Annotated in this window: 24 protein-coding genes and 1 tRNA gene; 20 read left to right on the forward strand and 5 right to left on the reverse strand. The window is 44.9% G+C overall.

Annotation, left to right across the window (positions count from 1 at the left end):
• Positions 1–295: 295 nt before the first annotated feature.
• The 3 genes from NE638_RS14370 (at position 296) to NE638_RS14380 (ending at position 1,713) form a co-directional block, all read left to right on the forward strand.
• A tRNA-Asn gene (locus tag NE638_RS14370) sits at positions 296–368 on the forward strand.
• 208 nt (positions 369–576) lie between these two features.
• The gene (locus NE638_RS14375; protein WP_015526818.1) at positions 577–1,146 is read left to right on the forward strand and encodes an NUDIX hydrolase; all 570 of its coding nucleotides are present in this window, start codon (positions 577–579) and stop codon (positions 1,144–1,146) included.
• A 6-nt stretch (positions 1,147–1,152) separates the two neighbouring features.
• Positions 1,153–1,713, forward strand: coding sequence for a flavin reductase family protein (locus tag NE638_RS14380; protein ID WP_173722674.1), 561 nt, complete (start codon positions 1,153–1,155; stop codon positions 1,711–1,713).
• Between the two features lie 92 nt (positions 1,714–1,805).
• On the opposite strand, the gene NE638_RS14385 is transcribed toward NE638_RS14380, so the two are convergent.
• Positions 1,806–2,627, reverse strand: coding sequence for a Cof-type HAD-IIB family hydrolase (locus NE638_RS14385; protein WP_015526816.1), 822 nt, complete (start codon positions 2,625–2,627; stop codon positions 1,806–1,808).
• Between the two features lie 77 nt (positions 2,628–2,704).
• On the opposite strand from NE638_RS14385, the gene NE638_RS18460 reads away from it, so the two are divergent.
• The 4 genes from NE638_RS18460 (at position 2,705) to NE638_RS14400 (ending at position 5,519) form a co-directional block, all read left to right on the forward strand.
• Positions 2,705–2,878: a hypothetical protein gene (locus NE638_RS18460; RefSeq protein ID WP_173746504.1), complete on the forward strand. Its 174-nt coding sequence runs from the start codon at positions 2,705–2,707 to the stop codon at positions 2,876–2,878.
• Positions 2,879–3,173: 295 nt separating this feature from the next.
• Positions 3,174–3,317 carry a maltose acetyltransferase domain-containing protein gene (locus tag NE638_RS14390; protein WP_015526815.1) on the forward strand — a complete coding sequence of 48 codons (144 nt, stop codon included), beginning with the start codon at positions 3,174–3,176 and terminating at the stop codon, positions 3,315–3,317.
• Positions 3,318–3,426: 109 nt separating this feature from the next.
• Entirely contained in the window at positions 3,427–4,728 is a 1,302-nt protein-coding gene (hydF, locus tag NE638_RS14395) for a [FeFe] hydrogenase H-cluster maturation GTPase HydF (RefSeq protein ID WP_173746470.1), read from the forward strand.
• Between the two features lie 98 nt (positions 4,729–4,826).
• A complete protein-coding gene (locus tag NE638_RS14400; RefSeq protein ID WP_021652967.1) occupies positions 4,827–5,519 on the forward strand; it encodes a hypothetical protein in 693 nt (230 codons plus the stop codon).
• 199 nt (positions 5,520–5,718) lie between these two features.
• Here NE638_RS14400 and NE638_RS14405 read toward each other — a convergent pair whose 3' ends face one another.
• Positions 5,719–7,482: an ABC transporter ATP-binding protein gene (locus NE638_RS14405; protein WP_173722679.1), complete on the reverse strand. Its 1,764-nt coding sequence runs from the start codon at positions 7,480–7,482 to the stop codon at positions 5,719–5,721.
• Positions 7,479–9,245: an ABC transporter ATP-binding protein gene (locus NE638_RS14410; RefSeq protein ID WP_015526810.1), complete on the reverse strand. Its 1,767-nt coding sequence runs from the start codon at positions 9,243–9,245 to the stop codon at positions 7,479–7,481. Before NE638_RS14410 ends, NE638_RS14405 begins: the two co-directional genes overlap by 4 nt.
• A gap of 320 nt (positions 9,246–9,565) precedes the next feature.
• Between NE638_RS14410 and NE638_RS14415 the strand changes: the two genes are divergently transcribed.
• Positions 9,566–10,441, forward strand: a complete 876-nt coding sequence (locus tag NE638_RS14415; RefSeq protein ID WP_173746472.1) for a LysR family transcriptional regulator — start codon at positions 9,566–9,568, stop codon at positions 10,439–10,441.
• A 32-nt stretch (positions 10,442–10,473) separates the two neighbouring features.
• Here the strand turns inward: NE638_RS14415 and NE638_RS14420 are convergent, their stop codons facing one another.
• Complete coding sequence (locus NE638_RS14420) at positions 10,474–12,633, reverse strand: SulP family inorganic anion transporter (RefSeq protein WP_173746474.1); 2,160 nt, start codon at positions 12,631–12,633, stop codon at positions 10,474–10,476.
• A 205-nt stretch (positions 12,634–12,838) separates the two neighbouring features.
• Here NE638_RS14420 and mnmA point away from each other — a divergent pair, with 205 nt between their 5' ends.
• Positions 12,839–13,927: a tRNA 2-thiouridine(34) synthase MnmA gene (gene mnmA, locus NE638_RS14425; protein WP_059086386.1), complete on the forward strand. Its 1,089-nt coding sequence runs from the start codon at positions 12,839–12,841 to the stop codon at positions 13,925–13,927.
• Positions 13,928–14,188: 261 nt separating this feature from the next.
• Positions 14,189–15,496, forward strand: coding sequence for an O-acetylhomoserine aminocarboxypropyltransferase/cysteine synthase family protein (locus NE638_RS14430; protein ID WP_015526804.1), 1,308 nt, complete (start codon positions 14,189–14,191; stop codon positions 15,494–15,496).
• 177 nt (positions 15,497–15,673) lie between these two features.
• Here NE638_RS14430 and NE638_RS14435 read toward each other — a convergent pair whose 3' ends face one another.
• Positions 15,674–16,531 (reverse strand): polysaccharide deacetylase family protein, encoded by an 858-nt coding sequence (locus NE638_RS14435; protein WP_173746476.1) that lies wholly within the window; start codon positions 16,529–16,531, stop codon positions 15,674–15,676.
• Between the two features lie 621 nt (positions 16,532–17,152).
• On the opposite strand from NE638_RS14435, the gene eno reads away from it, so the two are divergent.
• The 10 genes from eno to NE638_RS14485 all read left to right on the forward strand — a co-directional run bounded on the left by eno (position 17,153) and on the right by NE638_RS14485 (position 26,334).
• The gene (gene eno, locus NE638_RS14440; protein ID WP_173746478.1) at positions 17,153–18,502 is read left to right on the forward strand and encodes a phosphopyruvate hydratase; all 1,350 of its coding nucleotides are present in this window, start codon (positions 17,153–17,155) and stop codon (positions 18,500–18,502) included.
• Positions 18,503–18,572: 70 nt separating this feature from the next.
• Entirely contained in the window at positions 18,573–18,806 is a 234-nt protein-coding gene (secG, locus tag NE638_RS14445) for a preprotein translocase subunit SecG (protein WP_021652956.1), read from the forward strand.
• 155 nt (positions 18,807–18,961) lie between these two features.
• On the forward strand, positions 18,962–21,253 hold the full coding sequence (gene rnr / locus NE638_RS14450) for a ribonuclease R (protein ID WP_173746480.1): 2,292 nt from the start codon (positions 18,962–18,964) through the stop codon (positions 21,251–21,253).
• An 11-nt stretch (positions 21,254–21,264) separates the two neighbouring features.
• On the forward strand, positions 21,265–21,735 hold the full coding sequence (gene smpB / locus NE638_RS14455) for an SsrA-binding protein SmpB (protein WP_021652954.1): 471 nt from the start codon (positions 21,265–21,267) through the stop codon (positions 21,733–21,735).
• Positions 21,736–21,789: 54 nt separating this feature from the next.
• On the forward strand, positions 21,790–22,281 hold the full coding sequence (locus NE638_RS14460) for an acyl-CoA thioesterase (RefSeq protein ID WP_021652953.1): 492 nt from the start codon (positions 21,790–21,792) through the stop codon (positions 22,279–22,281).
• A 150-nt stretch (positions 22,282–22,431) separates the two neighbouring features.
• Complete coding sequence (locus NE638_RS14465; RefSeq protein ID WP_173746482.1) at positions 22,432–23,457, forward strand: hypothetical protein; 1,026 nt, start codon at positions 22,432–22,434, stop codon at positions 23,455–23,457.
• 14 nt (positions 23,458–23,471) lie between these two features.
• Positions 23,472–24,167, forward strand: a complete 696-nt coding sequence (gene pyrH, locus NE638_RS14470) for a UMP kinase (protein ID WP_173722714.1) — start codon at positions 23,472–23,474, stop codon at positions 24,165–24,167.
• 43 nt (positions 24,168–24,210) lie between these two features.
• Positions 24,211–24,762 carry a ribosome recycling factor gene (gene frr, locus NE638_RS14475; protein WP_015526785.1) on the forward strand — a complete coding sequence of 184 codons (552 nt, stop codon included), beginning with the start codon at positions 24,211–24,213 and terminating at the stop codon, positions 24,760–24,762.
• A gap of 66 nt (positions 24,763–24,828) precedes the next feature.
• Entirely contained in the window at positions 24,829–25,536 is a 708-nt protein-coding gene (locus tag NE638_RS14480) for an isoprenyl transferase (RefSeq protein WP_015526784.1), read from the forward strand.
• A gap of 3 nt (positions 25,537–25,539) precedes the next feature.
• Positions 25,540–26,334, forward strand: coding sequence for a phosphatidate cytidylyltransferase (locus NE638_RS14485; protein WP_015526783.1), 795 nt, complete (start codon positions 25,540–25,542; stop codon positions 26,332–26,334).
• The last annotated feature ends 1 nt before the right edge of the window (position 26,335 follow it).

Raw genomic sequence — 26,335 nt, forward strand, 5'->3', positions numbered from 1 at the left:
GAAGTGTGGTAACACATGGAGCTGACTGTTACTAATCGGGTGAGGGCTTGACCAACAAGCCGAGGAAGCGGACAGGATGTAACAGAAATGGGGCGGAACAAGCTTGCTTGTGGAGAACCATTTATGGTACAGACTGAACATTTGCGAAGCAAATGACATCGAACGACGGAGTCGTGAGATGACCACCGCTGGAGTATCGGTACGCAGGTTAGAATTGATTCAAAGAGTTTGATTAACGATCAACAGGCATGTATGTAGTTTTTAAGGTACAAACCTTAATTAAATATTTAAGTAATCCTCCTTAGCTCAGTCGGTAGAGCATGCGGCTGTTAACCGCAGTGTCGTTGGTTCGAGTCCAACAGGGGGAGTTTTTTTATGCCTGTAAACAAGGAATTGTTTACAGGCACTTTTTATATGTTTGTATAAATATCCGTTATATATATCGTAATATTTGACCGAATCAAGTAATCCCCTATAGAATGTTTTCTGATAACAGACTGGAAACTATTTCGAAATCATGCTAGAATGAAATTGGTTTGGTTAAGAAAGAATAATTTATGAGAAAGAAGCAGAAAAATGGAATTATTTGATATCATAGATGAAAACGGAAATCCCACTGGAAAGATCGTAGAACGGAGTATTGCTCACGCAGAAGGAATCCCTCATCGTACTGCTCATATCTGGATCATCCGTCGGAGGAATGAAAAAACAGAGATCCTTCTTCAGAAAAGATCCAGAAACAAGGACTCCTTTCCTGGAAAATTTGATACTTCATCTGCAGGTCACATACAGGCGGGAGATGAACCAATGGAATCGGCATTACGGGAACTGAAAGAAGAACTGGGAATCCATGCGGAATCAGCTGATCTGCAGTTTGCAGGAAAATTCCCCATATCTTTTGCCAGAGAATTTCATGGAAAAATATTCCGGGATGAAGAAATCGCTTTTGTTTATATCTACGATCACCCGGTAGAGATCGATCATCTTACACTTCAAAAGGAAGAAGTAGAAGAGGTACAGTGGTTTGATCTGGAAGAAACGTATCAGCAATGCAGTCAGCACAGAGATAAATTCTGTGTTCCGCTGGGAGGTCTGCAGCTTGTACGTCAATTTATAAAAAGTAACGGCAATACAATAAAGGAGTGAAAGATCATGAGAAAAGATTTCGGAGCAAAGCCTTACACTTATCCACAGCCGGTATTAATGATCGCTACATATGGTGAAGATGGAAAACCGGATGTTATGAATGCAGCCTGGGGAGGAATCAGCGATGATAAGGAAATTTCCATCTGTGTCAGTGAAAATCATAAAACAACTGAAAACATCCTGAAAAAAGGCGCTTTTACAGTAAGTATGGCAGATGTGGAGCATATGACAGCCTGCGACTATGTAGGAATTGTTTCCGGAAACAAAGAGCCGGATAAATTTGTAAAAGCCGGATTTACAGCAGAAAAATCTGAAAAAGTAGATGCACCTATTATCAAAGAGCTTCCAATCTGTATAGAATGTAAGCTGAAAAGCTATGACAAAGACACCTGCCGGCTGATCGGTGAGATCGTAAATGTCAGCGTGGATGAGAGCGTTCTGGATGAAAATGGAAACGTAGATGTTGCAAAAGTAGCACCGATCACTTTTGATCCGTTCAACAATGCATATATCCGTCTTGGCGAAAAAGTCGGCGATGCTTTTAAAGCCGGAACGGCACTGAAATAAATAATATCTACTGAAATACAGAAAGTCTCTTTCACAGGTACAGATAAAAAATTATCTTCTGGAAGAGACTTTCTATTTGTTATAAATATTCTTTAATTCAGAACTCCCAATTCTTTAAAGGCCTGAAAAATCCCGTCCTGATCATTACTCTTTGTTACAAAAGAGAAATGTTTTTGCAGCTCAGAAGGTGCATTTCCCATCAAAACTCCACATCCTACTGCCTCCAGCATTTCCAGATCATTATAATTATCTCCGAATGCAATAGTACTGGTAAGAGGGATTTTTCGAAGATCACAAAGATATTTTACAGCTTCCGCTTTGTTTATGCCGCCAGCCATGATCTCCAGAAGAGAATCGGAAGATCTTGCAATAGATAATTCCGGAAAATATTTGCGAAGAAGTGTTTCTGACGGTGACATATATTCAGAATCGCACATACACAGGATTTTATCTACCATAAGCGTATCTGAGAGAGACTGAAGGGATCCCTCTATAGAGGTAGTTTCCACAACCGTTTCTTCATGGATCACATGAGGGTCTGTCCGGTCTTTTACGATCCAGTCTTCTGAGGTAAAAACATTCCAGGTCACGTGAGGACATTTTTTTTCGATCACATCAATGATTTTGGAAGCGTCGGAAATGCTTATTCCTTTTTCGTAAAGGATATTTTGATCTTCATCCAGGATTAGTGCACCACTGAATGCAATGGTACAACAATGGAAATCATTTTTTTTAATAATAGGACGGATGCCGGAAGGGCTTCGTGCTGAAGAAATAGTAAACAGAACGCCCTGATCTGTCAAAGTATGAATGGCGGAACTGGTCAGCGGAGATACCACATGTTCTGAGGTTAGTAAAGTGCCGTCAATATCGCTGAAAACAGCCTGTGGCTTAAATGAAGATAATGGTTTCATATTCGAGATCCTTTCTGTAAAAGATGAGTATAGGTGTTTCTGTATATAAAATAGCACATAAATAACAAAATAAAAATATATCCAGATTTTATTATGACAAAGCTTTTTTTGGAGCCAGTGCAGTAGATGCCTCTTTTGGAGCATCGGCCACTAGAGAGATCGAAGCAGCTGTGAAACGCTGCGTGTATGCCAATGCAGAGGAAAGCTATCTTCTGGCGGACCATACCAAGTTTGGCAAAAAAATCTCATAAAATATAATGGTGTCAGTGAGTACCAGTTGATCTTTACCGATGAAGAATTGGAAACGGAGCAGAAAAATAAAGTGATCCGACAGGGTGGAAGATTTTGTGAATAGCAAAAATACAGAAATCTGTTGACAGAAGATAAATCTGTAGATTATATATAAATATAACAGATTCACGAAAAAGCCTCGGATTATTCAGAAAATTCATGCTTGTAGGTGAATATAGGATATGATAACATAAAAAATATCATTTTTGTAAAAACGCAAAAAAGGAGGTGCTGACATGCGCTCAATGAGAAAAAATGCATACAGGAGAGCTATATCTTCCTAATGATGATGAGATCATCCAGGATCAGATCAAAAAGCTGGATCGACTTTATGATTTCAATATGACACGTCCCACACAGTTGGATAAAAGAAATGCTGAAAGAGATACTACACTATGATATAAGAGTGGAAGGAATGTCCGGCTTTTGAAAAATCAAAAAGAAGCAGGTTGATAGGAACAGGAATGGATGAGGACCTGTCTGATGCTGAAAGAAAAGAGGATAAATTATGGGAATGAATGAAACACCGTCAGCAGACCGTGTACATATCGGTTTTTTTGGCAGAAGAAATGCAGGAAAATCCAGTATCGTAAATAAGGTGACAGGACAGGAGCTGGCTGTGGTATCCGATGTAAAGGGAACTACTACAGATCCGGTAAGTAAGGCCATGGAACTACTTCCTATGGGCCCGGTGGTGATCATAGATACACCAGGTATTGATGATGAAGGACATCTTGGAGAACTTCGCGTCCGCAAGGCGAGACAGGTGTTGAACAGAGTGGATGTAGCAGTTCTTGTAGTAGATGCCACTGTGGGAAAAACCAGTGTGGATGAAGAATTGATCCATATTTTTAAAGAGAAGGAGATTCCATATCTGGTTGTTTATAACAAGGCAGATCTGCTGAAAACAAAAGATGGGAACCGGCTTTCTTCAGATAATAACTTAAACCGGAATACCCATGCGGGTGCGGTCAAAGAGAGGAGTGTCAGCCAGAAACAGGATCATGAAAACCAGAGCACAGAGCAATCTATTTATGCCAGCGCCGCCACCGGTCAGAATATCTACGAATTGAAAGAAAAGATCGCTTCGCTGGCAGTAACGGATGAACTGAAATTGCGTCTGGTAGGGGATCTCCTTGAACCATCAGATTTTGCGATTCTTGTAGTTCCCATAGATAAAGCTGCACCAAAAGGGCGTCTGATCCTTCCGCAGCAGCAGACGATCCGTGATGTGCTGGAAGCCGGAGCAGCAGCCATCGTGATCAAAGAGGATGAGCTTTCCAATACACTGGAAACCCTGGGGAAAAAACCAAAGCTTGTGATCACAGACAGCCAGGTCTTTGCCAGAGTCAGTGAAGAAACTCCAGAAGATATCTGGCTTACTTCATTCTCTATTCTGTTTGCCAGATTTAAAGGAAATCTAAAGACAGCGGCAGCTGGGGCAGCAGCACTGGACCGGCTGAAAGACGGTGACAAGATCCTGATCTCAGAGGGATGTACCCACCACAGGCAGTGTGATGATATCGGAACAGTCAAGCTTCCACGCTGGATCCGTAATTATACGGGGAAAGAGCTGGAATTTGAGTATTCCTCCGGAAGAGATTTCCCGGAGGATGTGACGAAGTACAGTCTGATCGTGCATTGTGGCGGATGTATGCTTAATGAGAGAGAAATGCGTTACCGTCAGAAATGTGCATTGGATCAGGAGATTCCTATCACCAATTACGGAATTGCCATTGCCTACATGCAGGGAATCCTGAAACGTTGTGTGGAAATGTTCCCGGATGTGAGGAAAGAACTGGAACAGTAATTTTTTTCAGGTGTTTACATTTTTTCCGAAAAATGATATAGTAGCGATTGTTCATTTTATAAATTTGCAAAAGGTGACGATAAGGAGTTGCAGATACAATGATCGATCAGACACTTTCACAGGCCCTGCAGAAAGAAATTCCAATACTTACAGCTCAGATCCGAAGTCTCTATGCAGAATTCGATAAAAAATTTCATCTTAACGGAGCAAAGATCCCTATAACTTTTGGCATGGAGCCGGATCTGCTGGGATCTTATACAAGAGGCAGCTGCCACGAAAAAGAGCATTTCCATTTTTCTCTGCTGTTTATTGGCTATGCGGTAAAAAATCCTCTGAAAAAAGAAGACCGACTGGATCTTTACAAACATGAATATGCTCACTATATGCAGTATAATTTTCACATTCCCTCAGAGTATCAGTGGCAGCACGGAACCCACGGAAGCGCCTGGAAATACTGCTGTTCCCTGACTGGTGCGGCACCAACGCCATATTATAAGGCAGGGGAAGCTCTGATGAAACACAACTATGAGAAAAAACTCCGAAGCCCGATCCATGACCGTACTGTAACGGTGCGGGATACTTACAGAAGAGAGCAGCAGCACAGGAATACTCAGAACAGTATTGTACGCTATGAGATCGGAGAGGATGTCAGTCATCCGAAATTCGGAACCGGAAATATTGAGCATGTAGAGCAGCTTCCGGGTTCTGTAAGGCTTCACATCCGTTTTGGAGAAGAACTGAAAGTGATCGATCAGAAATGGCTTCTTCGGACAAAATATAAAAAGAGCTGAATATAGTTTTATAAAAATAGACATCATCCTGGATATCAAAATAGATATCATATGGAGATGTTTATTTTTTTTATATCATTGATACAGTATAAAAAAATTCTCCGGTACAGAAAATCTGTGTTCCGGAGAATTTTAAGTCAGGCGGATATTTGCGATCCGCATTTAGCCAGTTGCCTGATTCGGTTAAAATCAGCTTATATTACTCAGAAACCTGCACAAACTGGCTGTTATAAAGCTTCTGATAGAATCCGCCTTTTGCCATAAGCTCTTCATGGTTTCCCTGCTCGATGATGCTTCCGTCTTTCATGACAAGAATCTCATCTGCATTGCGGATGGTAGAAAGACGGTGTGCAACGATAAAGCTTGTTCGCCCCTGCATCATCCGGTCAAATGCCTCCTGGATCAGCATTTCTGTTCGGGTATCAATACTGGAGGTTGCCTCGTCAAGGATCAGCATCGGCGGCAGACACAGCATGACACGGGTGATGCAGAGAAGCTGCTTTTGTCCTTGACTTAAGCTGTCTTCATAAAGAATGGTATCCAGGCCATTTGGAAGACGGCGGATAAATTCCCAGCTGTGGGACATTTTAGCTGCCTGGATCACGTCCTCATCAGAAGAATCCGGCTTTCCGATACAGATGTTGTCACGGACAGTTCCATGCTTGATCCAGGTATCCTGGAGAACCATGCCATAGCTTCCGCGGAGGGCATGTCTGGAAACATCGGTGATGGGGGTTCCGTCCACGGAAATACTTCCACCGGTGACGTCATAGAACCGCATCAGCAAGTTGATAAAAGTTGTCTTGCCACAACCGGTAGGGCCTACGATGGCAATACGTCTGCCTGGTTCTGTATGAAGATTAAAGTTTTTAATGAGAGGTTTGTCCGCTTCGTAGCGGAAGGAAACATTCTGGATATCCACTGCACCTTTTACATCGACAAGAGTTCCGGACGGATCCGGGCTTTCTGGCTCTTCCTCCAGAAGATCAAAGATCCTGGTAGCGCATGCCAGAGCGTTCTGAAGCTCTGTGATCACGGAGCTGATATCGTTGAAGGGCTTCATATACTGGTTTGCATAAGCCAGCAGTACGGAAAGTCCACCAACAGTCAGATGACCGCCCGGGATCAGAAAGGCACCTGCAAGAGCTACACCTGCGTAAATGATGTTGTTGACACATCGTGTGGACGGGTTGGTGAGGCTGCTGTAAAAAACAGCCTTCTGGCTGGCATCACGGAGTTCTTCATTGATCGCAGCAAAACGTTCGGAAGAACGATTTTCGTAACCAAAGGCCTGAACCACTTTTTGATTTCCGATCATTTCCTCGATCAGTGCAGTCTGACGTCCACGGGCATCACTCTGCGCACGGAACATCTGGAAGGAATGGGAGGAGATGAATTTCGCCACAAAAAAGCTTACAGGTGTCAGGACAATGATCATCAGAGTGATCCACACATTTTTGGAGAACATGAAGAGCAGGGTTCCGATGATGGTGATGACACCGGAAAACAGCTGTGTAAATCCAAGGAGCATACCATCGGAAAGAATATCCGTATCTGCGATGACACGGCTGATGATATCACCGGTGCTGTGTCCGTCCAGGTAGGACAGAGGAAGCTTCTGGATATGGCGGATGGATCTTGCACGGATATCCTGTACTGTGCGGTAGGTCATACGGTTGTTGATGACACTCATGATCCAGGTGGCAATGCCGGAAAATACGATCATGACAAGAATACGGGAAAGATAGAATCCCATTCTTGTAAAATCAACTTCGTGGGCAGCAACGACCTCATCAATGGCATAACCAAAAAGTACGGGAACATACAGCTGCAAAATTACAGTGACTGCTGCTAGGATCACACTTAATACGAGAAGAAAACGGTATTTTCCAATGAAACGTAGTACCTTGAAAAAGGTTGCCATGCTGTTTTTGCTTTTGGCGGTTGTATCTGTTTTACTCATGCCAGGACCTCCTTTCCAGTCGCTTTTTCATATTTGGTACGCTCTTCCGGGAACTGTGAGAAAAAGATCTCACGGTAGGTTTCGCAGGTAGAGATCAGTTCCTGATGGGTTCCTTTTCCGGCAAGCTGACCATCGTCCAGTACCAGGATCAGATCGGCCTGGCGGATGCTGGCTGCTCTCTGGGATACCAGGAAGGTGGTGGTGTTTCCACCAAGCTGGTGAAGGGATTTCCGAAGTGCCGCATCTGTGGCAAAGTCAAGAGCACTGGCACTGTCATCCAGGATCAGGATCTCTGGTTTTTTCACAAGGGCGCGGGCAATGGTAAGTCTCTGACGCTGGCCACCGGAAAGATTCCGGCCGTTCTGTTCCAGACGGAAATCCAGCTGACCGTCCTTTTTCTCTACGATTTCACGAGCCTGAGCGGTGGTAAGTGCTTCCCACATTTCTTCGTCCGTGGCATCTTCCCGTCCCCAGCTTAAGTTATCGCGGATGGTTCCCTGGAAAAGTGCTGCTTTTTGAGGAACTACGCCGATTTTTTCCCTGAGTTCCTGCCTGGAATAGGTCTGTACATTCTGACCGTCGAGGGTAATGACTCCGGAGGTTGCGTCGTAGAAACGGGCGATCAGATCCACAAGAGTGGATTTACCGCTTCCGGTACCGCCGATGATTCCGATCGTAGAGCCTTTTTTTGCGGAAAAAGTGATATCAGAAAGGCTAGGTGCGCCGGTTCCTGCATAGGAGAAACTCACATGGTCAAAAGCGACTGCATAGTCACTGCTTTCCACAGTCGGTAAGGAAGCTTTGTCCGGGTAAGTCATGGTGGAATCGACTTTCAGGATTCCGGCAACGCGATCCGCACAGGCCATGGATTTGTTCAGGGTGATGATCAGGGACGCAAGCTTGATCAGTTCTACGATCATCTGTGCCATATAGTTGTAAAGAGCAACTATTTCACCCTGCTGCATGTTTCCGAGGTTTACCTGTACACCTGCAGTCTGGATCAGGATTACTGTTGCGATATTGATCAGTACATAAGTTGCAGGATTTAAAAGTGCAGAGATTTTTCCGACAAATTCGTTCAGTTTGGTAAGTGCAAGATTGCTTTCGTCAAACTCCGCAACGGCATCAGCTTCACGGCAAAATGCACGGATCACACGGACACCGGTCAGGTTTTCTCTGGTAAGACGGGTGACGGAATCCAGACGTCCCTGTACTTTTTTGAAAAGCGGGATACTTAAAAACATGATCACAAAGACAACCAGGAACAGTACCGGAATGGCAACTGCGAAGATCAGTGCACAGCGTACATTGATGGTAAAAGCCATTACCATAGAGCCTAGAACAATAAACGGGCTTCGAAGAAGAAGACGGAGTCCCATGTTTACTCCGTTCTGTACCTGATTGACATCGTCTGTAAGACGGGTGATCAGCGTGTCAGTGCCAAGGGTGTCCAGCTCCGTATAGGAAAGCTTCTGGATATGGTCAAATACAGCCTGACGCACTTCTGTGGCAAAGCCTACGCTGGCTTTTGCAGCAAAAAACTGTGCAGTAATGCTGACTGCAAGTCCTGCAGCAGCCATCAGTATCAGGATAAAAAACTTCTGAACGATATAGCCGTGGTCATTATTTGCAATTCCCACATCGATGATCTGGGCGATGACGACAGGCACCAGCAGATCAAATACAACTTCCAGAAACTTGAAAAAAGGAGCCAGAACGCTTTCTTTTTTGTAGTTTTGAAGATATTTTGCAAGTGTTCGCATTTCTTTTTCTTCCTCCGTTTCCTTATTTTTCTATAATAAACCTCTGTTATTATACTCCTATGGAGATAATACGTATAATATTGTTTTTAATGTATGATAATATAATTTTGCTATTGCCTGGGACGGAAATCTGTGGGATGATAGAAGTATGGTTTTTCGGATAATTGCATGGGAAAGATATTCATAGTATTTACAAAGCATTGCAGATATAGTATTTTTTAACCGAATTAAGAAAGTACTCTGTGGGACAGCGAAAAGCAATAAGCAGTAGATGGGTTTTGCCTGTGTTATATATCAGATAAAGAAAGAAGGATTTATATATGGAAATCAGACAGCTGGAATATTTTCATGAGATCGCAGCAACAGGAAGCATCAATGAAGCCGCAAGGAGACTGAACATGTCCCAGCCGCCGCTGAGCTATCAGATCAAGCAGCTGGAAGCAGAGCTGAAGGTGAAGCTTTTTGAGCGGACCAGGGCAGGCGTGACACTGACAGAAGCCGGAAAGCTTCTTTATGACAGGACAGAGAATATTTTGGGCTACGTTCGTTCCACAGAACTGGAAGTATCCAAAGCAGGGAAAAAACAGGTTTTACGTATCGGGATCACGCCAACCACAGTGACCACCATTATGCCTTATATTTCCAGATTTTCCAGGGAAAATTGTGATGTAAACTTTGAGGTAAGGGATGCGATCACCTTTACACTTCTGAATTATCTGATGGATGGGATCATTGATGTTTCGGTAGTGCGTACACCTATCAAGCTGGAAGGTTTAAATTATCTGGAACTGGATGAGGAACCCATGATCGCGGTCCTTCCTCCGGAGATCCCGGAAAATGAGACAAAAAAAGAGGGCATCAGCCTTAAAGAGCTGACCGGATGCCCTCTCATTATTTACCGGCGGTACGAAGAATTTCTGATGAAAGCCTTTGGAGAAAAAAATCTCCAGCCGGATATTTTCTGTGTCTGCGATGATCCCAGAGACGCCATGCTCTGGGTGCAGGAAGGTCTTGCAACCGCCGTTTTTCCAAGATCCATGGAAGATCTCTGTACAGATCTTCCGATCCGGATCATTGAAGAAGAGAAGCTGAAGACCAGGATCCTTCTTGCCTGGAAAAAGGATCGCAGGCCTTCTGCCGTGATGCAGGATTTTATCAATATCTGTGAGAAATATGCAGGAAATCCTGCAATCTGATCATGAGTCTGAAAAAGGAAGGTATGCAGAAATCAGTCTTTGAGATGCTCTTCCTTCCAGTGCTTCCATTTCTGAACAGCTTCCGGATTCTGCTTTTCCAGCCGTTCCTCCAGCTTTTTCCGGCGCTGTTCCAGTCGCTCCAGGACTTCCGGATGCTCGGCAAGGATTTTTTCTTTCAGCTTGCCACGGCGCTTTTCTAGAAGATGAAGGATCAGTTTCCGGTCGGAAGTTAATTCCTCAGGCAGCTCATCCATATGTAATTCAATTCTTCGAAGCAGTTCATCCTCATCCAGAACACCCAGCCCATGCCAGTTATCCAGAAGCTCTTCCAGACCTTCTTCGGAGAGACGTTGGATATCCGGAATCTGGTGCAGCTGTTCAATAATGTGATGGACAGATTCTTCGATCTCTTTTACTGCATCATCACCAAAAGCCCAGGCGAACTCTTCCAGGGTATTTTCTTCCTCTGCCGGAAGAAAAGCGATACTGCGGCGCAGAAGCTTTGTCTCGTCTTCCTTTGGAACATCCAGTTCGTAAGGGGCTTCGATCCCTGCGTCATGGAGAGCAGCAAGAATGGTACGGCGGACCATACCGTCCTTGATCATATGACCGATGCCGAACTGACGCAGCTGGTCATTGATCTGGGTGGAATGTTCTGTGAGGTAAAAACGGATCCCACGTTTTTTCAGGCTTGCGGAGATGGCATCCAGACGGTCTGCTGCTGTGACATCAATGCTGTTGATAGCACTGGCATCTACGATCACTACCCTGGTGTCTTTTTGGATGCTGTTCTCAATATCTTCCTGAAAAATCTTTATATTTGCAAAAAACAGGTTTTCACTGAAACGGTAGATCACAACGCCCTTAATAGGGTAGGCGAAACGGTTTTTGGACAGATCAAAATAAGCATCTCTTCCAGGGATCATACCACGGAAGGAGCGCGGCGGGTTGGTGGCCTTCAGGATCACAGCTACGAAAGAGAGCAGGATACCAATGATAACCCCATAAATGGTTCCAAGACAGAGCACACTGAAACCGGCAGCCATGAAGATGTAGAATTCTGTACGGCTTACTTTGAAAAGACGTACAGCCAGATGGGTTTCCACCACATCCATCAGAGCAGAGATCACAATGGCTGTCAGTACAGGAACCGGAAGATATCCGATAAAACCGGTGCCGAAAAGAAGGATCAGGGCCATGGTGATCCCGGCAGTGATGGAAACCGCCTGAGATTTTCCACCGTACTGTTCATTGAGGGAGGTGCGGGAGATACTGCCGTTTACCGGGCAGCAGCCTACTGCGGCGGCAGCAATATTTCCGGCGGCACAGGCCAGGATTTCCTGACGGTCGTTCAGCTTATAATCATTGCGGAACGCAAAGGTATTCTCTGCAAGAAGAGTTTCTGCCATAATGACAACAGCAACCATAAGACCGCGGCCTGCCGCCTGGGTCAGATCAACATTTCCGAAATCCGGGATCACCAGGGAGGGAAGCCCACGTTCTACAGACTGCAGGAGGATTACGCCTTTTTCGTCTACATGAAAAACAACGGTGGAAAGAACACCCAGAGCCATAATAACGATAGCCATGGGGAATTTCGGCGCCAGCTTTTTAAATGTGCGGATCAGCACCAGAGCACCAAGCCCCATGAAGAGGGAAAGCCAGCTGATATTTTTGGCAGCAGCGAAGATATGCTCTGCCAGTTCCAGGAGCTCTCCGGATCCTGCAGGACTTCCCATAAGTTTCGGGATCTGCATCAGGATGATGGTAACTGCGATACCGCTGATAAAACCGCCCATAACAGGTGTGGAGATAAAGTCCACGATCTTATCTGCGTGAAGCAAAAAGAAGATAAACAGCCACAGACCTGCAAAAAGTGCGATGGCAGGAATATAATCCATGGCAGCTTCTGACTCTGCAGCAATGCCAAGAGTAGACAGTGCACCACCTACAATGGCAGCAGGTGCCGCATCAACTCCGAAGATAAACTGTCTTGAAGTGGAAAATAGAGCAAACAAAAGGATCGGCAGAACAGAACCGTACAGTCCGTATACCGCCGGGATCCCGGAAATCTGGGCATATCCCATGGAGATAGGGATGGAAACAGCTGCTATGATGATGCCGGAGAAAATATCTTTGGGAAGGTATTCCTTCCGATATCCTCGCAGCGTGGAAAACAGGGAAAGCTTCATATAGTCACATCCTTTTCTGAAAAATATTTTCTATTATATACCAAAGAGAGCCTGCAGGAAAGAAGCAAAGCAAAGGTTCCGGGTGAAAAATCGTGGACAAAGAATAACTGCCATATTATAATAAATGCGAAATTGCAGTAACCGTAAGAGAATACATACTGCAAAGCTGAGAAATCATCAATCATCAGGAAAGGTTAAGATATAAATGAAAAAAGCGATCATAGCAATGAGCGGCGGTGTAGACAGCTCCGTGGCAGCTCTTTTGACAAAGGAATCCGGTGACGAGTGCATCGGCGCTACCATGAAACTTTACAACAACGAAGATATCGGTGTCCACAGGGAAAAGACCTGCTGTTCCCTGGACGATGTTGAGGATGCCAGAAGCGTAGCCTATCAGATGGATATGCCTTACTATGTGTTTAATTTTACCGCAGATTTCCATACAGAGGTTATGGACAGGTTTGTAGATGCCTACGAAAACGGCTGCACCCCTAATCCATGTATCGACTGTAACCGATATCTGAAATTTGATAAAATGTTTCACCGCATGCAGGAGATCGGCTACGATTATATTGTAACCGGACATTATGCAAGAGTGGAGTACGATGAGAAACGGGACCGCTACCTTCTGAAAAAAGCAGTGGACGATACAAAGGATCAGTCATACGTTCTCTATATGCTGACCCAGGAACAGCTGGCACATGTAAAGCTTCCGCTTGGAGGTCTCCGGAAGGACCAGGTTCGTGTCATTGCCGAAAAACATGGCTTTATCAATGCCAGAAAGCATGATAGTCAGGATATCTGCTTTGTACCGGACGGCGACTATGCGAAATTTATTGAGAAGTACACAGGCAAAAAAACACCGGAGGGTGATTTTGTAGATAAAGAGGGAAACTATATCGGACGCCATAAGGGGATCATCCATTACACGATCGGACAGCGCCGCGGCCTTGGCATTCCGGCGGCCAGCCGTCTTTATGTCTGTGAGATCTCTCCGAAGACCAATACGGTAGTTCTCGGGGACAACGCAGATCTTTTCAGTAGTGAACTGGAGGCAGACAGTGTAAATCTGATCTCTGTGGACAGCTTAGCTGAGCCGAAAAGAGTGACTGCCAAGATCCGTTACCGTCACAAAGAGCAGCCTGCCACTGCATGGCAGACACCGGATGGCATCCTTCATGTGAAATTTGATGAACCGCAGAGAGCCATCACAAAAGGCCAGGCTGTAGTGATGTATGACGGAGATGAGGTTGTAGGTGGGGGCGTTATAAATAAAATCTATAGCCAGTCATAAATAAAGGTGAGAACCTAAATAGATAAACCCCATTGACATACTAGGAAAAGGGTGATATGATTGCATCATCAAAAAACGGAGCACACAAAACAAGGTGAGCAACGTGATGATCAGGAGGAAATCATGAAGGTTTTACAGAAGTCAACAAGGGTGTTTATCGAAGAAAAGCGAATGTGTTGTTGTCGCTGATAAGCAGATGATCATAAGATAAGAAATTACTATTTTACCGAATATAAGAATAAAAGAAAAGAGGACAAACACATGAGCAAAATTACAAGAGATCAGAGAAAATTCAAATTTGAGACATTACAGCTTCACGTAGGACAGGAACAGCCGGATCCGGTTACAGATGCAAGAGCAGTACCAATCTACCAGACATCTTCCTATGTATTCCGCAACTGCGATCATGCAGCAGCACGTTTCGGACTTGCAGATGCCGGTAACATTTACGGACGTCTTACAAACCCGACAGAGGACGTATTCGAGAAGAGGATCGCAGCACTTGAGGGTGGCTCCGCAGCACTTGCAGTAGCATCCGGTGCAGCAGCTATCACATACACGATCGAGAACCTTGCACAGCAGGGAGATCACATTGTAGCAGCCAAAAATATTTACGGCGGTACAACAAACCTTCTGGAGCATACGCTTCCGGCATACGGAATCACAACAACATTTGTTGATGTATTCAATCTCGAGGAAGTGGAGAATGCGATCCAGGAGAACACAAAAGCTGTTTATATTGAGACTCTTGGAAACCCAAATTCTGATGTTGTAGATATTGAGGCTCTTGCAAAAATCGCTCACAAACATAAAATTCCGCTTGTTGTAGATAATACATTTGCAACACCATACCTCGTAAGACCAATTGAGTACGGCGCAGATATCGTTGTTCATTCCGCAACAAAATTCATCGGTGGCCACGGAACTACTATTGGTGGTGTGATCGTAGAGAGTGGTAAGTTCGACTGGGAGGCATCCGGCAAATTTGCATCTCTTACAGAGCCAAACCCAAGCTATCATGGCGTAAGCTTCACAAAAGCATGTGGACCGGCTGCATTTGTTACAAAGATCCGTGCGATCCTTCTTCGTGACACAGGAGCAACAATTTCTCCGGTGAGCTCCTTTATCTTCCTTCAGGGACTTGAGACACTGTCTCTCCGTGTAGAGCGTCATGTTGAGAACGCACTGAAGGTTGTACAGTATCTGAATGATCATCCGCAGGTAGAGAAGGTTCATCATCCGTCTGTATCCACAGATCCAAGCCAGCAGGAGCTTTATAAGAAATATTTCCCTAACGGCGGCGGTTCCATCTTTACATTCGAGATCAAGGGAGATGCACAGAAGGCAAAGGATTTCATTGATAACCTTGAGCTGTTCTCACTTCTTGCAAACGTTGCAGATGTAAAATCCCTTGTTATTCATCCGGCTACTACAACACACAGCCAGTGCACAGAGGAAGAGCTTCTTGATCAGGGAATCAAGCCAAACACGATCCGTCTTTCCATCGGAACTGAGAATATCGATGATATCATCCAGGATCTTGATGAGGCATTCAAGGCTGTCCAGTAAATAAGACAATTAAATAAGAAGAACACCTTCTAAAATCAATAGCACAGAAAAATCTGCTCCGGAACATATGAGAACATAGTCCCGGGGCAGATTTTTTGTGTGCTTATCTGGAGAATCCAAAAGTGGGAAGATCCGTGTCGATGGCACTGAGGATGCATGGATCATGTGCGATTTTTTTCAGGCGGATCCTGATGCTACGAGTTCTTCTAATGTTCCGAAGGTATATCCCATCTCTTCCCATTTTGTCAGCAGCTCATCCAGAATAGAAGCATTGGTGGAAGAGGTGCTGTGCAGCAGCACGATGGCACCCGGATGGATCCGTCCCAGAAGCTTTTCAAAAGCTTCTTCTTTCGAAGGCTGCTTATCCTGATACCAGTCCACATAAGCCAGACTCCAGAAAAAGGTGTGGTATCCCATCTCTTTTGCCATCTCTAAATTTTCCACGCTGTAAATGCCCTGGGGCGGGCGATAAAATTTTGTCATTTCTTTTCCGGTGGCTTCCTTATAAAGAACCTCCACATCTTCAAGCTGCTTCTGAAAGGCTTCCTTTGTGGAGATGCCGGACATATCCGGGTGTGTCATGGTGTGGTTGCCTATGGTATGGCCTGCATCTACGATCTCACGGATCAGTTCCGGTTTTTCACGGATCAGAGTCCCCACAACAAAAAATGTGGCATGTACCTGATGCTTATGTAAGGCATTCAGAATGGCAGGCATATTTCCATTGTCATAGCCTGCGTCAAAGGTAAGATAGATTTGTTTTTCATCGGTATCGGCTGCATACCAGGCATTGTAATTTTTTAATTCTTCCATAGAAGCATTTCCTGTGGGCCGTTTGCCTTCTTCCTGAAAACCGAGCCCCCAGTTTTCATTTTGGAATGTCATAGAAGCAGAAGAGGTCTGGCTGTTTTTGGTAGAATCCTGATCGGATCGTGGGTCGGAAGTAAAATGAGAATAGATCTTTCCTACAAGACTGCCAAGAGCAAAAGCCATGACAAAGAAAAAAATAAGACGGTAGATGTGTTTTTGTTTCATGGGAACCTCAGAGAAAATGGAGTTATTAATATGTTTATGAACACAGAGAAGAAGATATGAAAGCAGAAGATCATGAGGCTATGTTTGTAAGAAAGGGATAAAAATAAGAGCCATCAGCGATTGATTTCTTCTGCCGATGACTCTTTTAATTTTCATTATCCAATGGAATATACCTCTCATTTCTTAGATTTAAAACTTATACGGAATTAAAATTTACGTTCTCGGTGGTCCGTACCTCCTTGTTTTAATTATAATGTAAAATCGTTAAATCTTCTGGTGGACTGTACCTCTCTTTCTTAGATTATGGGAAGTAAGTTATGTTTTCGGTGGGTTCACGCTCCTTTTTGATTTAGTTTTTTGTTTTCCGTTTGTTTTATTTGATGATTAAACTATAACAGATAAAATGGAAAATGTCAACACTAAAATTTAAAAATAATAAAAATATATTTAAAAAGAAAAATAATAAAAATAAAACAGCAAAAAAATCAGATAATATCGAAACCAGATAAAAGGTATAGACCAAAACCTTTTCGGACAAGATACCTTTATGAACATAAGAAGAGAATCACAAAGTGCAGGAGATCATAAACAATATTATTATTTTCAAGGAGGGAAAAACTTATGCTACGTTATCTGCCTGTTCGAAAAGTTCATGCAAGACAGGTCCTTGATTCCAGGGGGAATCCTACAGTGGAAGCGGAAGTGACGGTAGGTGAAGGAATTGTGGGGATTAATGGATACACAGGAAGAGCCATGGTGCCGTCCGGAGCATCCACAGGTAAATTTGAGGCTGTGGAGCTGCGGGACGGAAACCGGGAGGAATATCTGGGACAGAGTGTGAAAAAAGCAGTGGAAAATATCAATACACGTCTGGCAGATGCCATTATCGGAGAGAATGCCCTGAACCAGGCATGGATCGATCATCTTCTGATCGAAACCGACGGAACGGAGAATAAAAGCAGCGCAGGAGCCAATGCCACGCTGGCAGTATCTCTGGCAGTAGCTCGCGCAGCAGCCGGGGCCCTTCGGCTTCCTCTTTATCAGTATCTGGGCGGCTGCCATACCCTGCAGCTCCCGGTGCCGATGATGAATATTTTAAACGGGGGAAAGCATGCGGACAATACGGTAGATCTTCAGGAGTTTATGATCATGCCAACAGGAGCTTGCTGTCTGGAAAAGGGTATCCGCATGTGTGTGGAAGTCTACCAGCACTTAAAGCTTCTTCTCCGGGAAAAAGGACTCTCCACAGCGGTTGGAGATGAAGGCGGTTTTGCTCCGGATCTTTCAGATTCGGAGGAAGTGCTTACCCTGATCGTTCATGCCATAGAAAAAGCAGGATATAAACCAGGAGAAGAAATCACCATTGCCATTGATGCAGCCTCCAGCGAGCTTTATGATGAGGAAAAGGGCGTGTACTTTTTCCCTGGGGAGAGCCGCATGAAAGGAGAAAAGATCTACCGGGATGCCGGTGAGATGACAGAGTATTATGAAAAACTGGTGGAAAAATTTCCCATTGTTTCCATTGAAGACGGTCTCTGGGAGGATGACTGGGAAGGCTGGAAATATCTGACGGAACACCTGGGAAAAAAGATCCAGCTGGTAGGCGACGATCTGTTTGTCACCAATATCAAACGGCTGCACTGTGGCATCGGACTTGATGTTGCCAATGCTATCCTTATTAAAGTAAACCAGATCGGAACTCTCACGGAAACTCTGGATGCGGTGGAGATGGCTCAGCATGCCGGGTATCGTGCAGTGATCTCTCACAGGTCCGGGGAAACAGAGGATTCCTTTATCGCAGATCTTGCAGTTGCCTGTGGGGCAGGACAGATCAAAACAGGCGCACCCTGCCGTTCGGACCGGAACGCCAAGTATAACCAGCTTCTGCGGATCCACGAACAGCTCGGAGCTCTTGGAAGATATAAAGATCCTTTTGCAAAAAAATCTCAGAAAAAGCCTTGCATAAAATAAACGGAAAATGGTTGAAATCCCGGTTTAGCTATGGTAAAATAACCTCTAGTTGATTAGGAGGTGTAACCGCGTGAACATTTTGAAGATTATTCTGACTGTAATTTATGCAATAGATTGTATCGCTCTGACTGTTGTCGTACTGATGCAGGAGGGCAAGCAGCAGGGTCTTGGCTCTATCGCCGGAGTAGCTGATACTTACTGGGGTAAGAATAAGGGCCGTTCCATGGAAGGTGGTCTTGTAAGAGGTACCATTATCATGGGAGTTATTTTCTTTGTACTGTCAATCGTACTGAACATTATCTGATCTGCCAGGGGCAGAACAGAAGTTGGTAACACTCTTGCTGCGTTAGCATGCAGAAGAAACTCGGATGGGGACTTCTTTTGTTAATCAGCAGGAGTGTTTTTGCGTTGATATAGGGGCACGGGTGAGCCTTCCTCCGGAATGATAACAGGGTAAAAATGAAATATAAATATGAAACAGGAGAAAATGTGAAAAGATCGAAAAATTTTGAAAAAAGAAAAAAGTTTATAATGGAGCTTCTGGGAGATCCGCTGTATAAGCCCATGCGCCTGCGTGAGATCGCATCTCTTCTTCAGCTGGATAAGAGTGAGAAAAAAGAGCTTTTTGACGTGCTGGACGAGCTTTGCGCCCAGGGCAAGGCTGAAGTAGATAATAAAGGAAGATACAGCAAGGTTTCCGGCAAGCGCAGAGACAGACGAAAGAATAAAGAAGCTCTGAAGGCAGAAAAGCCGGAGCGTGGCCGTAAGGGAAGAGAACGCAGAGAGAAGAATCATGAGGAATATCGTTTCTCCGAGAAGGACGGAACCCTCATGGAGGGAACTTTTATTGGCCATTACAAGGGCTTTGGCTTTGTGGAAGTGGAGGATCAGGAACAGGATATTTTTATTCCGGAAAATGACACGGGAAGCGCCATGCATCAGGATAAGGTGCAGATTCTTGTACGGAACGGACATAAAGAGGGAAAACGTCAGGAAGGCGTTGTGCTGAAGGTTCTGGAAAGGGGAATGCCTTCGATCGTGGGAACATACCAGAGCAGCCGTGATTATGGCTTTGTGATCAGTGATAACCCCAAATTTTCCAAAGATATCTTTATTTCCAGAAAAAACTCCATGGGAGCAAAGGACGGAGACAAGGTAGTTGCAGAAATCACAGATTACGGCTCCAGAAACCGGAAGCCGGAAGGAAAGATTACGGAGGTGTTGGGAAACTTACGTTCACCTGGAACAGATATCCTTGCTATTGTGAAGAGCTTTAACATACCAAGTGTATTTCCTGACAAAGTACTTCGTCAGGCTGACCGTGTGCCGGATCATGTACAGGAAGCGGATCTAGATGGAAGACTGGATCTCAGAAATCTTGTTACAGTTACCATTGACGGTGAGGATGCAAAGGACCTGGATGATGCCATTTCCCTGACAAAGGAGGATGGAATCTACCATCTGGGTGTGCACATCGCAGACGTGAGCAACTATGTTCAGGGCGGCAGTGCCCTTGACAGAGAGGCACTGAAGCGCGGAACCTCCGTCTATCTTGCAGACCGTGTCATTCCCATGCTCCCGGAGCGGCTTTCCAACGGTATCTGTTCTCTGAACCAGGGACAGGACCGTCTGACCTTAAGCTGTCTGATGGATGTTAATGAAAAAGGAAAGGTGATTTCCCATAAGATCGCAGAAACCGTGATCCGTGTAGATGAACGTATGTGTTACACAGATGTGAAAAATATTCTGGAAGATACTGATGAGGTGGCGAAGAAACGCTATGAAGCTCTGATCCCCATGTTTTTCCTGATGAAAGAGCTTTCCGGGATCCTGCGCAGCCGTCGGCATACAAGAGGTTCCATTGATTTTGATTTTCCGGAAAGTAAGATCATCCTGAATGCGGCAGGAAGAGCTATTGATGTGCAGCCTTATGAAGCCAATGTGGCAACCAGGATCATTGAAGATTTTATGCTTCTTGCCAATGAAACCGTGGCACAGGAATACTGCACCGGAGATTATCCCTTTGTATACAGAACGCATGAAAATCCGGATCCGGAAAAGATTGAAAGTCTTCTGATGCTTCTTCATAATGAAGGAGTCAACATACAGAAATCCGGACAGGAGATCACGCCTGGTGAGATCCAGGAGATCCTGGAAAGTATTGAGGGAATGCCCAATGAGGCACAGATCAGCCGCCTGACCTTGCGTACCATGAAACAGGCAAAATATACTACGGAATGCAGCGGACATTTCGGACTTGCAGCGAAGTATTACTGCCACTTTACTTCTCCGATACGAAGATATCCGGATCTTCAGATCCACAGGATCATCCATGACCGTCTGAGAGGCAGACTGGTAAGGGAAGGACGTACCGAGCATTACAAGGAGATCCTGGATGAAGTAGCACGCCAGTCCAGTGTGTGCGAACGGCGTGCAGACGAAGCGGAAAGAGAATACGATAAGCTGAAGAAAGCAGAGTATATGTCCTATCATCTCGGAGAGGAGTATGAGGGGATCATCTCCGGCGTTACAGGATGGGGACTTTATGTGGAGCTTCCGAATACCGTGGAAGGACTGATCCATATCAATACATTACGAGATGACTATTATGTATTTGACCAGGATGCATATGAACTGCGGGGAGACATGACAGGAAAGATCTTCCGTCTTGGGCAGAAGGTCCGTGTCCGTGTGGCAGATGCGGATAAAATGCTGAAAACCGTGGATTTTGTCCTGGCTGAGGAAGACTGAGGGAGCGCGAAATGGCAAAAAAAACAGGAATGAAACTGATCGCAAATAATAAAAAGGCTTTTCATGATTATTTTATCGAGGATACTTATGAGGCCGGGATCGCACTTGCAGGAACCGAGGTGAAATCCTTACGTTCTGGTAAATGCAGCATCAAGGAGGCCTTTGTCCGTGTGGAAAACGGAGAAGTTTATGTATATGGAATGCATATCACTCCTTATGAGAAAGGAAACATTTTTAACAAAGATCCTCTTCGTGTGCGTAAGCTTTTGCTGCATCGCTACGAGATCAATAAGATCGAAGCTAAATTAAAGGAAAAAGGATTGACTTTGGTACCACTGAAGGTTTATTTCAAGGACAGCCTGGTAAAAATAGAGATTGGCATGGCACGTGGTAAAAAACTTTATGACAAGCGCCAGGATATTGCAAAGAAGGATCAGAGAAGAGAAGCGGAGCGAGACTTTAAAGTAAAAAATCTTTATTGATCGACTGGTTTCAACTGAAAAAGTAAAAGTATGATAAAATGCGGGGAATGAGAAATGACAGAGGTACAGGAAAGACGTAAAAAAACGGTAGAAGCATCGATGACGGAGCAGGTTCATCTGATCATGCAGCAGCATCTGAACGGAGGCGGAAGACTTTTTGGCGGAGCACTGATGCAGTGGCTGGATGAGGTTGCCGGAGTGGTAGCTATGCGTCATGCGGAGACATATCGGGTGGTAACTGCGGCAGTGGACAATCTTCAGTTCAAGCATGCGATCTATGAGGGAGAGATCGTAGTACTTAAGGGATATGTGACTTATGTGGGAAGAACTTCCATGGAGGTCGAGATCGATACGTATGTGGAACAGCCGGATGGCATGCGTCATACTGTAAACCGGGCATTTTTTGTGATGGTGGCTGTAGATGAAGACCAGAAACCGATCCAGGTGCCGGAACTGATCATTACCACAGAAGCGGAAAAAGCCCGGAATGAAGCTGCGAAAATGCGCCGTGATATGCGCAGACAGCGAAGGGAAAACGGGTTCTGACCTCAGCTGTTCCAATTTTTGACATAGTTTAAAATATCTAAAGATTCTGTGAAATTCAGAACGGTCAGGTTGACAAGAAAGTGATACTCTGTAATAATAGAAAAGGAAAACCTGACAGCGAATAGGACCATTTTATATGGAGGAGATATAATGAAAAAACGTTATTTGATTCTTGCCGGAATTCTTGCAGCGAGCATGCTTGCAGCCGGTTGCGGAAAGAAGAACTCTGTGGCACCGGAGCAGAAGGTGGAGGCAACGGCAACCCCGACGGTAACGGAAGCTGCGAAAACGGATGTGGTGGAGATGCAGACCTCTACGGATGAAACAGCAAATATCAAGAACGTAATGGGAACCAAGAGTGAGACCACTACCAGTATTGTATTTACCAATAAGATGAACTCCACGATTTCTGCAATTTATGTCCGTCCTACCAGGGATGATGGCGATGACAGTGATGAGACCTGGGGAAGCGATCTTGTAAATGGTAAATTCACACTGGCTTCCAACGACAAGGCTGTTTATTATATGGAGAAGAGCCAGAAGGACGATAACGGAGATACAGCAACAAGCTTTGATGTAAGGATCACATTTACTGACGAAGAGCAGAATGAATGTTTCTTCCGCCAGCTGCCGCTTCTGACGATCTCACAGCTGAGTCTTTGCATGGATGGTGAGGGTGAAGACGGAATCCCATATGCTACATATCTGGCGAGCGGAAGCACCAAGGAGGTGTCTACCCTGAAGGATGTAAAGGCAAGACTTGGCATTGAGGATGACAGTGAAAGTGACAGTGACAGTACAGATTCTTCAGACAGTACGGCTGTGACTCCGACTCCGGAGAGTTCTGATGATAATGGAGACAGTACAGACAGCAGTTCGTCCGGCAGTTCGGACTCCACATCCACACCGGATCCAACATCTGCACCAGCTTCCTCTGATTCTTCCGATGCGGATCCTACGGAAGCACCATCCGGCGAGGATGATCCGGCATCTGTAGCAGCAAGATATATCGGTCAGTCCATGTCTGAGCTTGAGAATGCATGCGGCAGCCCAAATGGCAGTGATTATGAGGACGAGCCGGAGTCCGGTAAGACAGGTTATTATTATTATGATACGTTTACGGTATCCACAACTTTTGACAATGACGGCAATGAAGTTGTATCCGGCGTATGGTAAAGGAGAATAAACATATGAAAAGAGTGTTACTGAAATTAAGCGGAGAGGCTCTTGCAGGAGAGCAGAAGAGAGGCTTTGATGAAGCAACTGTTACAGAGGTTGCCAGACAGATCAAGACGATCGTGGATGAAGGACTTCAGGTTGGTATCGTGATCGGAGGTGGAAATTTCTGGAGAGGACGTACCAGCGGAGCCATGGACAGAAGCAAGGCGGATCAGATCGGCATGCTTGCTACTATCATGAACTGTATCTATGTGTCTGACATCTGCAGATATGTGGGACTTAAGACAGAGGTGTTTACCCCGTTTGTATGTGGTGCATTTACCACACTTTATTCCAAGGATGCTGTAGAAGAGAGCTTCGCAGAAGGAAAGGTTGTATTCTTTGCAGGTGGTACCGGCCATCCGTATTTCTCTACAGATACAGCTACTGTACTTCGTGCTGTTGAGATCGGCGCAGATGCCATTCTTCTTGCCAAGGCTGTTGACGGAATCTATGACAGTGATCCGAAGGTAAATCCGGATGCCAAGAAGTATGATGAGATTTCCATCGATGAAGTAGTTGCAAAGAAGCTGGCAGCTATGGATCTTACCGCTTCCATCATGTGTATGGAGCAGAAGATGCCGATGCTGGTATTCGGTCTTGATGAAAAGGACAGCATCGTCAATACCGTACATGGCAAGTTCTCCGGAACAAAGGTAACCGTGTGATCAAAAGGGAATAATAAAAAAACCATACAGGGAGATATGTGAAATGGATGAGAGAATTCAGGTATACGAAACAAAAATGGGAAAAACACTGAATGCTTTGGAGAGTGAGCTGACAACCATCAGAGCCGGCCGTGCAAACCCGCATATTCTTGACAAACTTACCGTAGATTATTATGGAGCACCGACTCCGCTCCAGCAGGTTGCAAACATTTCTGTACCGGAGGCACGTATGATCCAGATCCAGCCGTGGGAATCCAGCATGATCAAAGCGATCGAGAAAGCGATCCTTTGCTCTGATCTGGGATTAAACCCGAGCAACGATGGAAAAATGATCCGTCTTGTTTTCCCGGAGCTTACCGAGGAGCGTCGTAAAGAGCTGGTGAAGGACGTTAAGAAAAAAGGCGAGGGTGCCAAGGTTGCAGTAAGAAATATCCGTCGTGATGCCAACGATGCATTTAAGAAACTTGCAAAACAGGATGTTTCTGAGGATGAGATCAAAGAGCTTGAGGATCAGATCCAGAAACTTACAGATAAGTACATCAAGGAAGTTGACAAGGCGATCGAGAACAAGTCTAAAGAGATTCTGACTGTATAATTGTAAGAAATACGAGGATAGAGAGGGCTTCTTTGAAGAAGCTCTCTTTCTGTATGGAGGAGATTTATGAACGTACCAAATCATATCGCGATCATTCTGGACGGAAACGGACGTTGGGCAAAGGAACGAGGAATGCCGAGAACCTATGGACATGTAAAGGGATGCGCCAATCTTGAAAACATTTGTTATGATATCAAAGACCTTGGGGTGAAATATCTTACGGTTTACGCTTTTTCCACAGAAAACTGGAAACGATCCAGAGAAGAAGTGGAAGCACTGATGAAACTGTTCCGCGGTTATCTTAAGAAATGTATCAAGATTTCCAAGAAAAATAATATGAAGATGAAAGTCATCGGAGATGTTACTGCCTTTGCACCGGATATCCAGCAGAGTGTCCGGGAACTGGAGGAATATTCCAAAGATTTTGACGGTATTTATTTTCAGCTGGCATTAAATTACGGAAGCCGTGATGAGATCCGCCGTGGAATGCAGAAGATGGCACAGGATGTAAAAGACGGAAAGGTTGAGCCAGATGGCATTACAGAGGATACGATTGAGAGCTATCTGGATACTGCGGGTGTACCGGATCCGGATCTTTTGATCCGCACAAGCGGTGAGCAGCGGCTTTCCAATTTCCTGCTTTGGCAGCTTGCCTATTCCGAGTTTTATTTTACACCGGTTGCATGGCCGGATTTCAATAAAGAAGAGCTGATCAAAGCCATCGAGAAATACAATCAGAGAGACAGACGCTACGGTGGCGTCAAGGAGGAGTAGATCATGTTTAAGACAAGACTGATAAGTGGTATCGTCCTTGTCATTATTGCCCTGGCAACTATCATTTCCGGAAGCTGGATCTTATTTTTTACACTTCTGGCTGTTTCACTGATCGGAATGAGAGAGCTTTACAAGGTAATGAAGGTAAGCGATGAGCATGTTACCGTGCTGGAACTTGTAGGATATCTTGGAGCAGTGCTTTATTATATTGCCATGAAAGCTGATTTTGGAAATTACGGAACAATGGCGATCATCATCAGTATGATCCTGATCCTGTTTGTTTATGTATTCGGTTATCCGAAATACCATGCAGAACAGGTGATGGCAGCATTTTTTGGAGTTGTATATGTTGCTGTGATGCTTTCCTTTATCTATCTTACCAGAAGCCTTCCGGACGGAAAATTCCTGGTATGGCTGATATTCCTGTGCTCCTGGGGATGTGACACCTGTGCTTACTGTGTGGGAATGCTTATCGGAAAGCATAAAATGGCGCCGGTTTTAAGCCCGAAGAAATCCATCGAGGGAGCTGTAGGAGGCGTTGCGGGAGCGGCGCTTCTTGGAGTGATTTATGCAGCAGCAACACAGGGAAAAATGGCTGAGTATGCCTTGATCTGCGCAGTTGGAGCTCTGATCTCCATGGTGGGTGATCTGGCTGCATCTGCGATCAAAAGAAACCAGAACATCAAGGACTATGGAAAGCTGATCCCGGGCCATGGAGGAATCCTGGACCGTTTTGACAGTGTGATCATCACAGCCCCTGTTATTTACTATCTTGCAAAAATGATTCTTGGAATTTAGG

Source organism: Blautia sp. MSK.18.38 (assembly GCF_024460535.1).
Taxonomy (GTDB): domain Bacteria; phylum Bacillota; class Clostridia; order Lachnospirales; family Lachnospiraceae; genus Blautia_A; species Blautia_A fusiformis.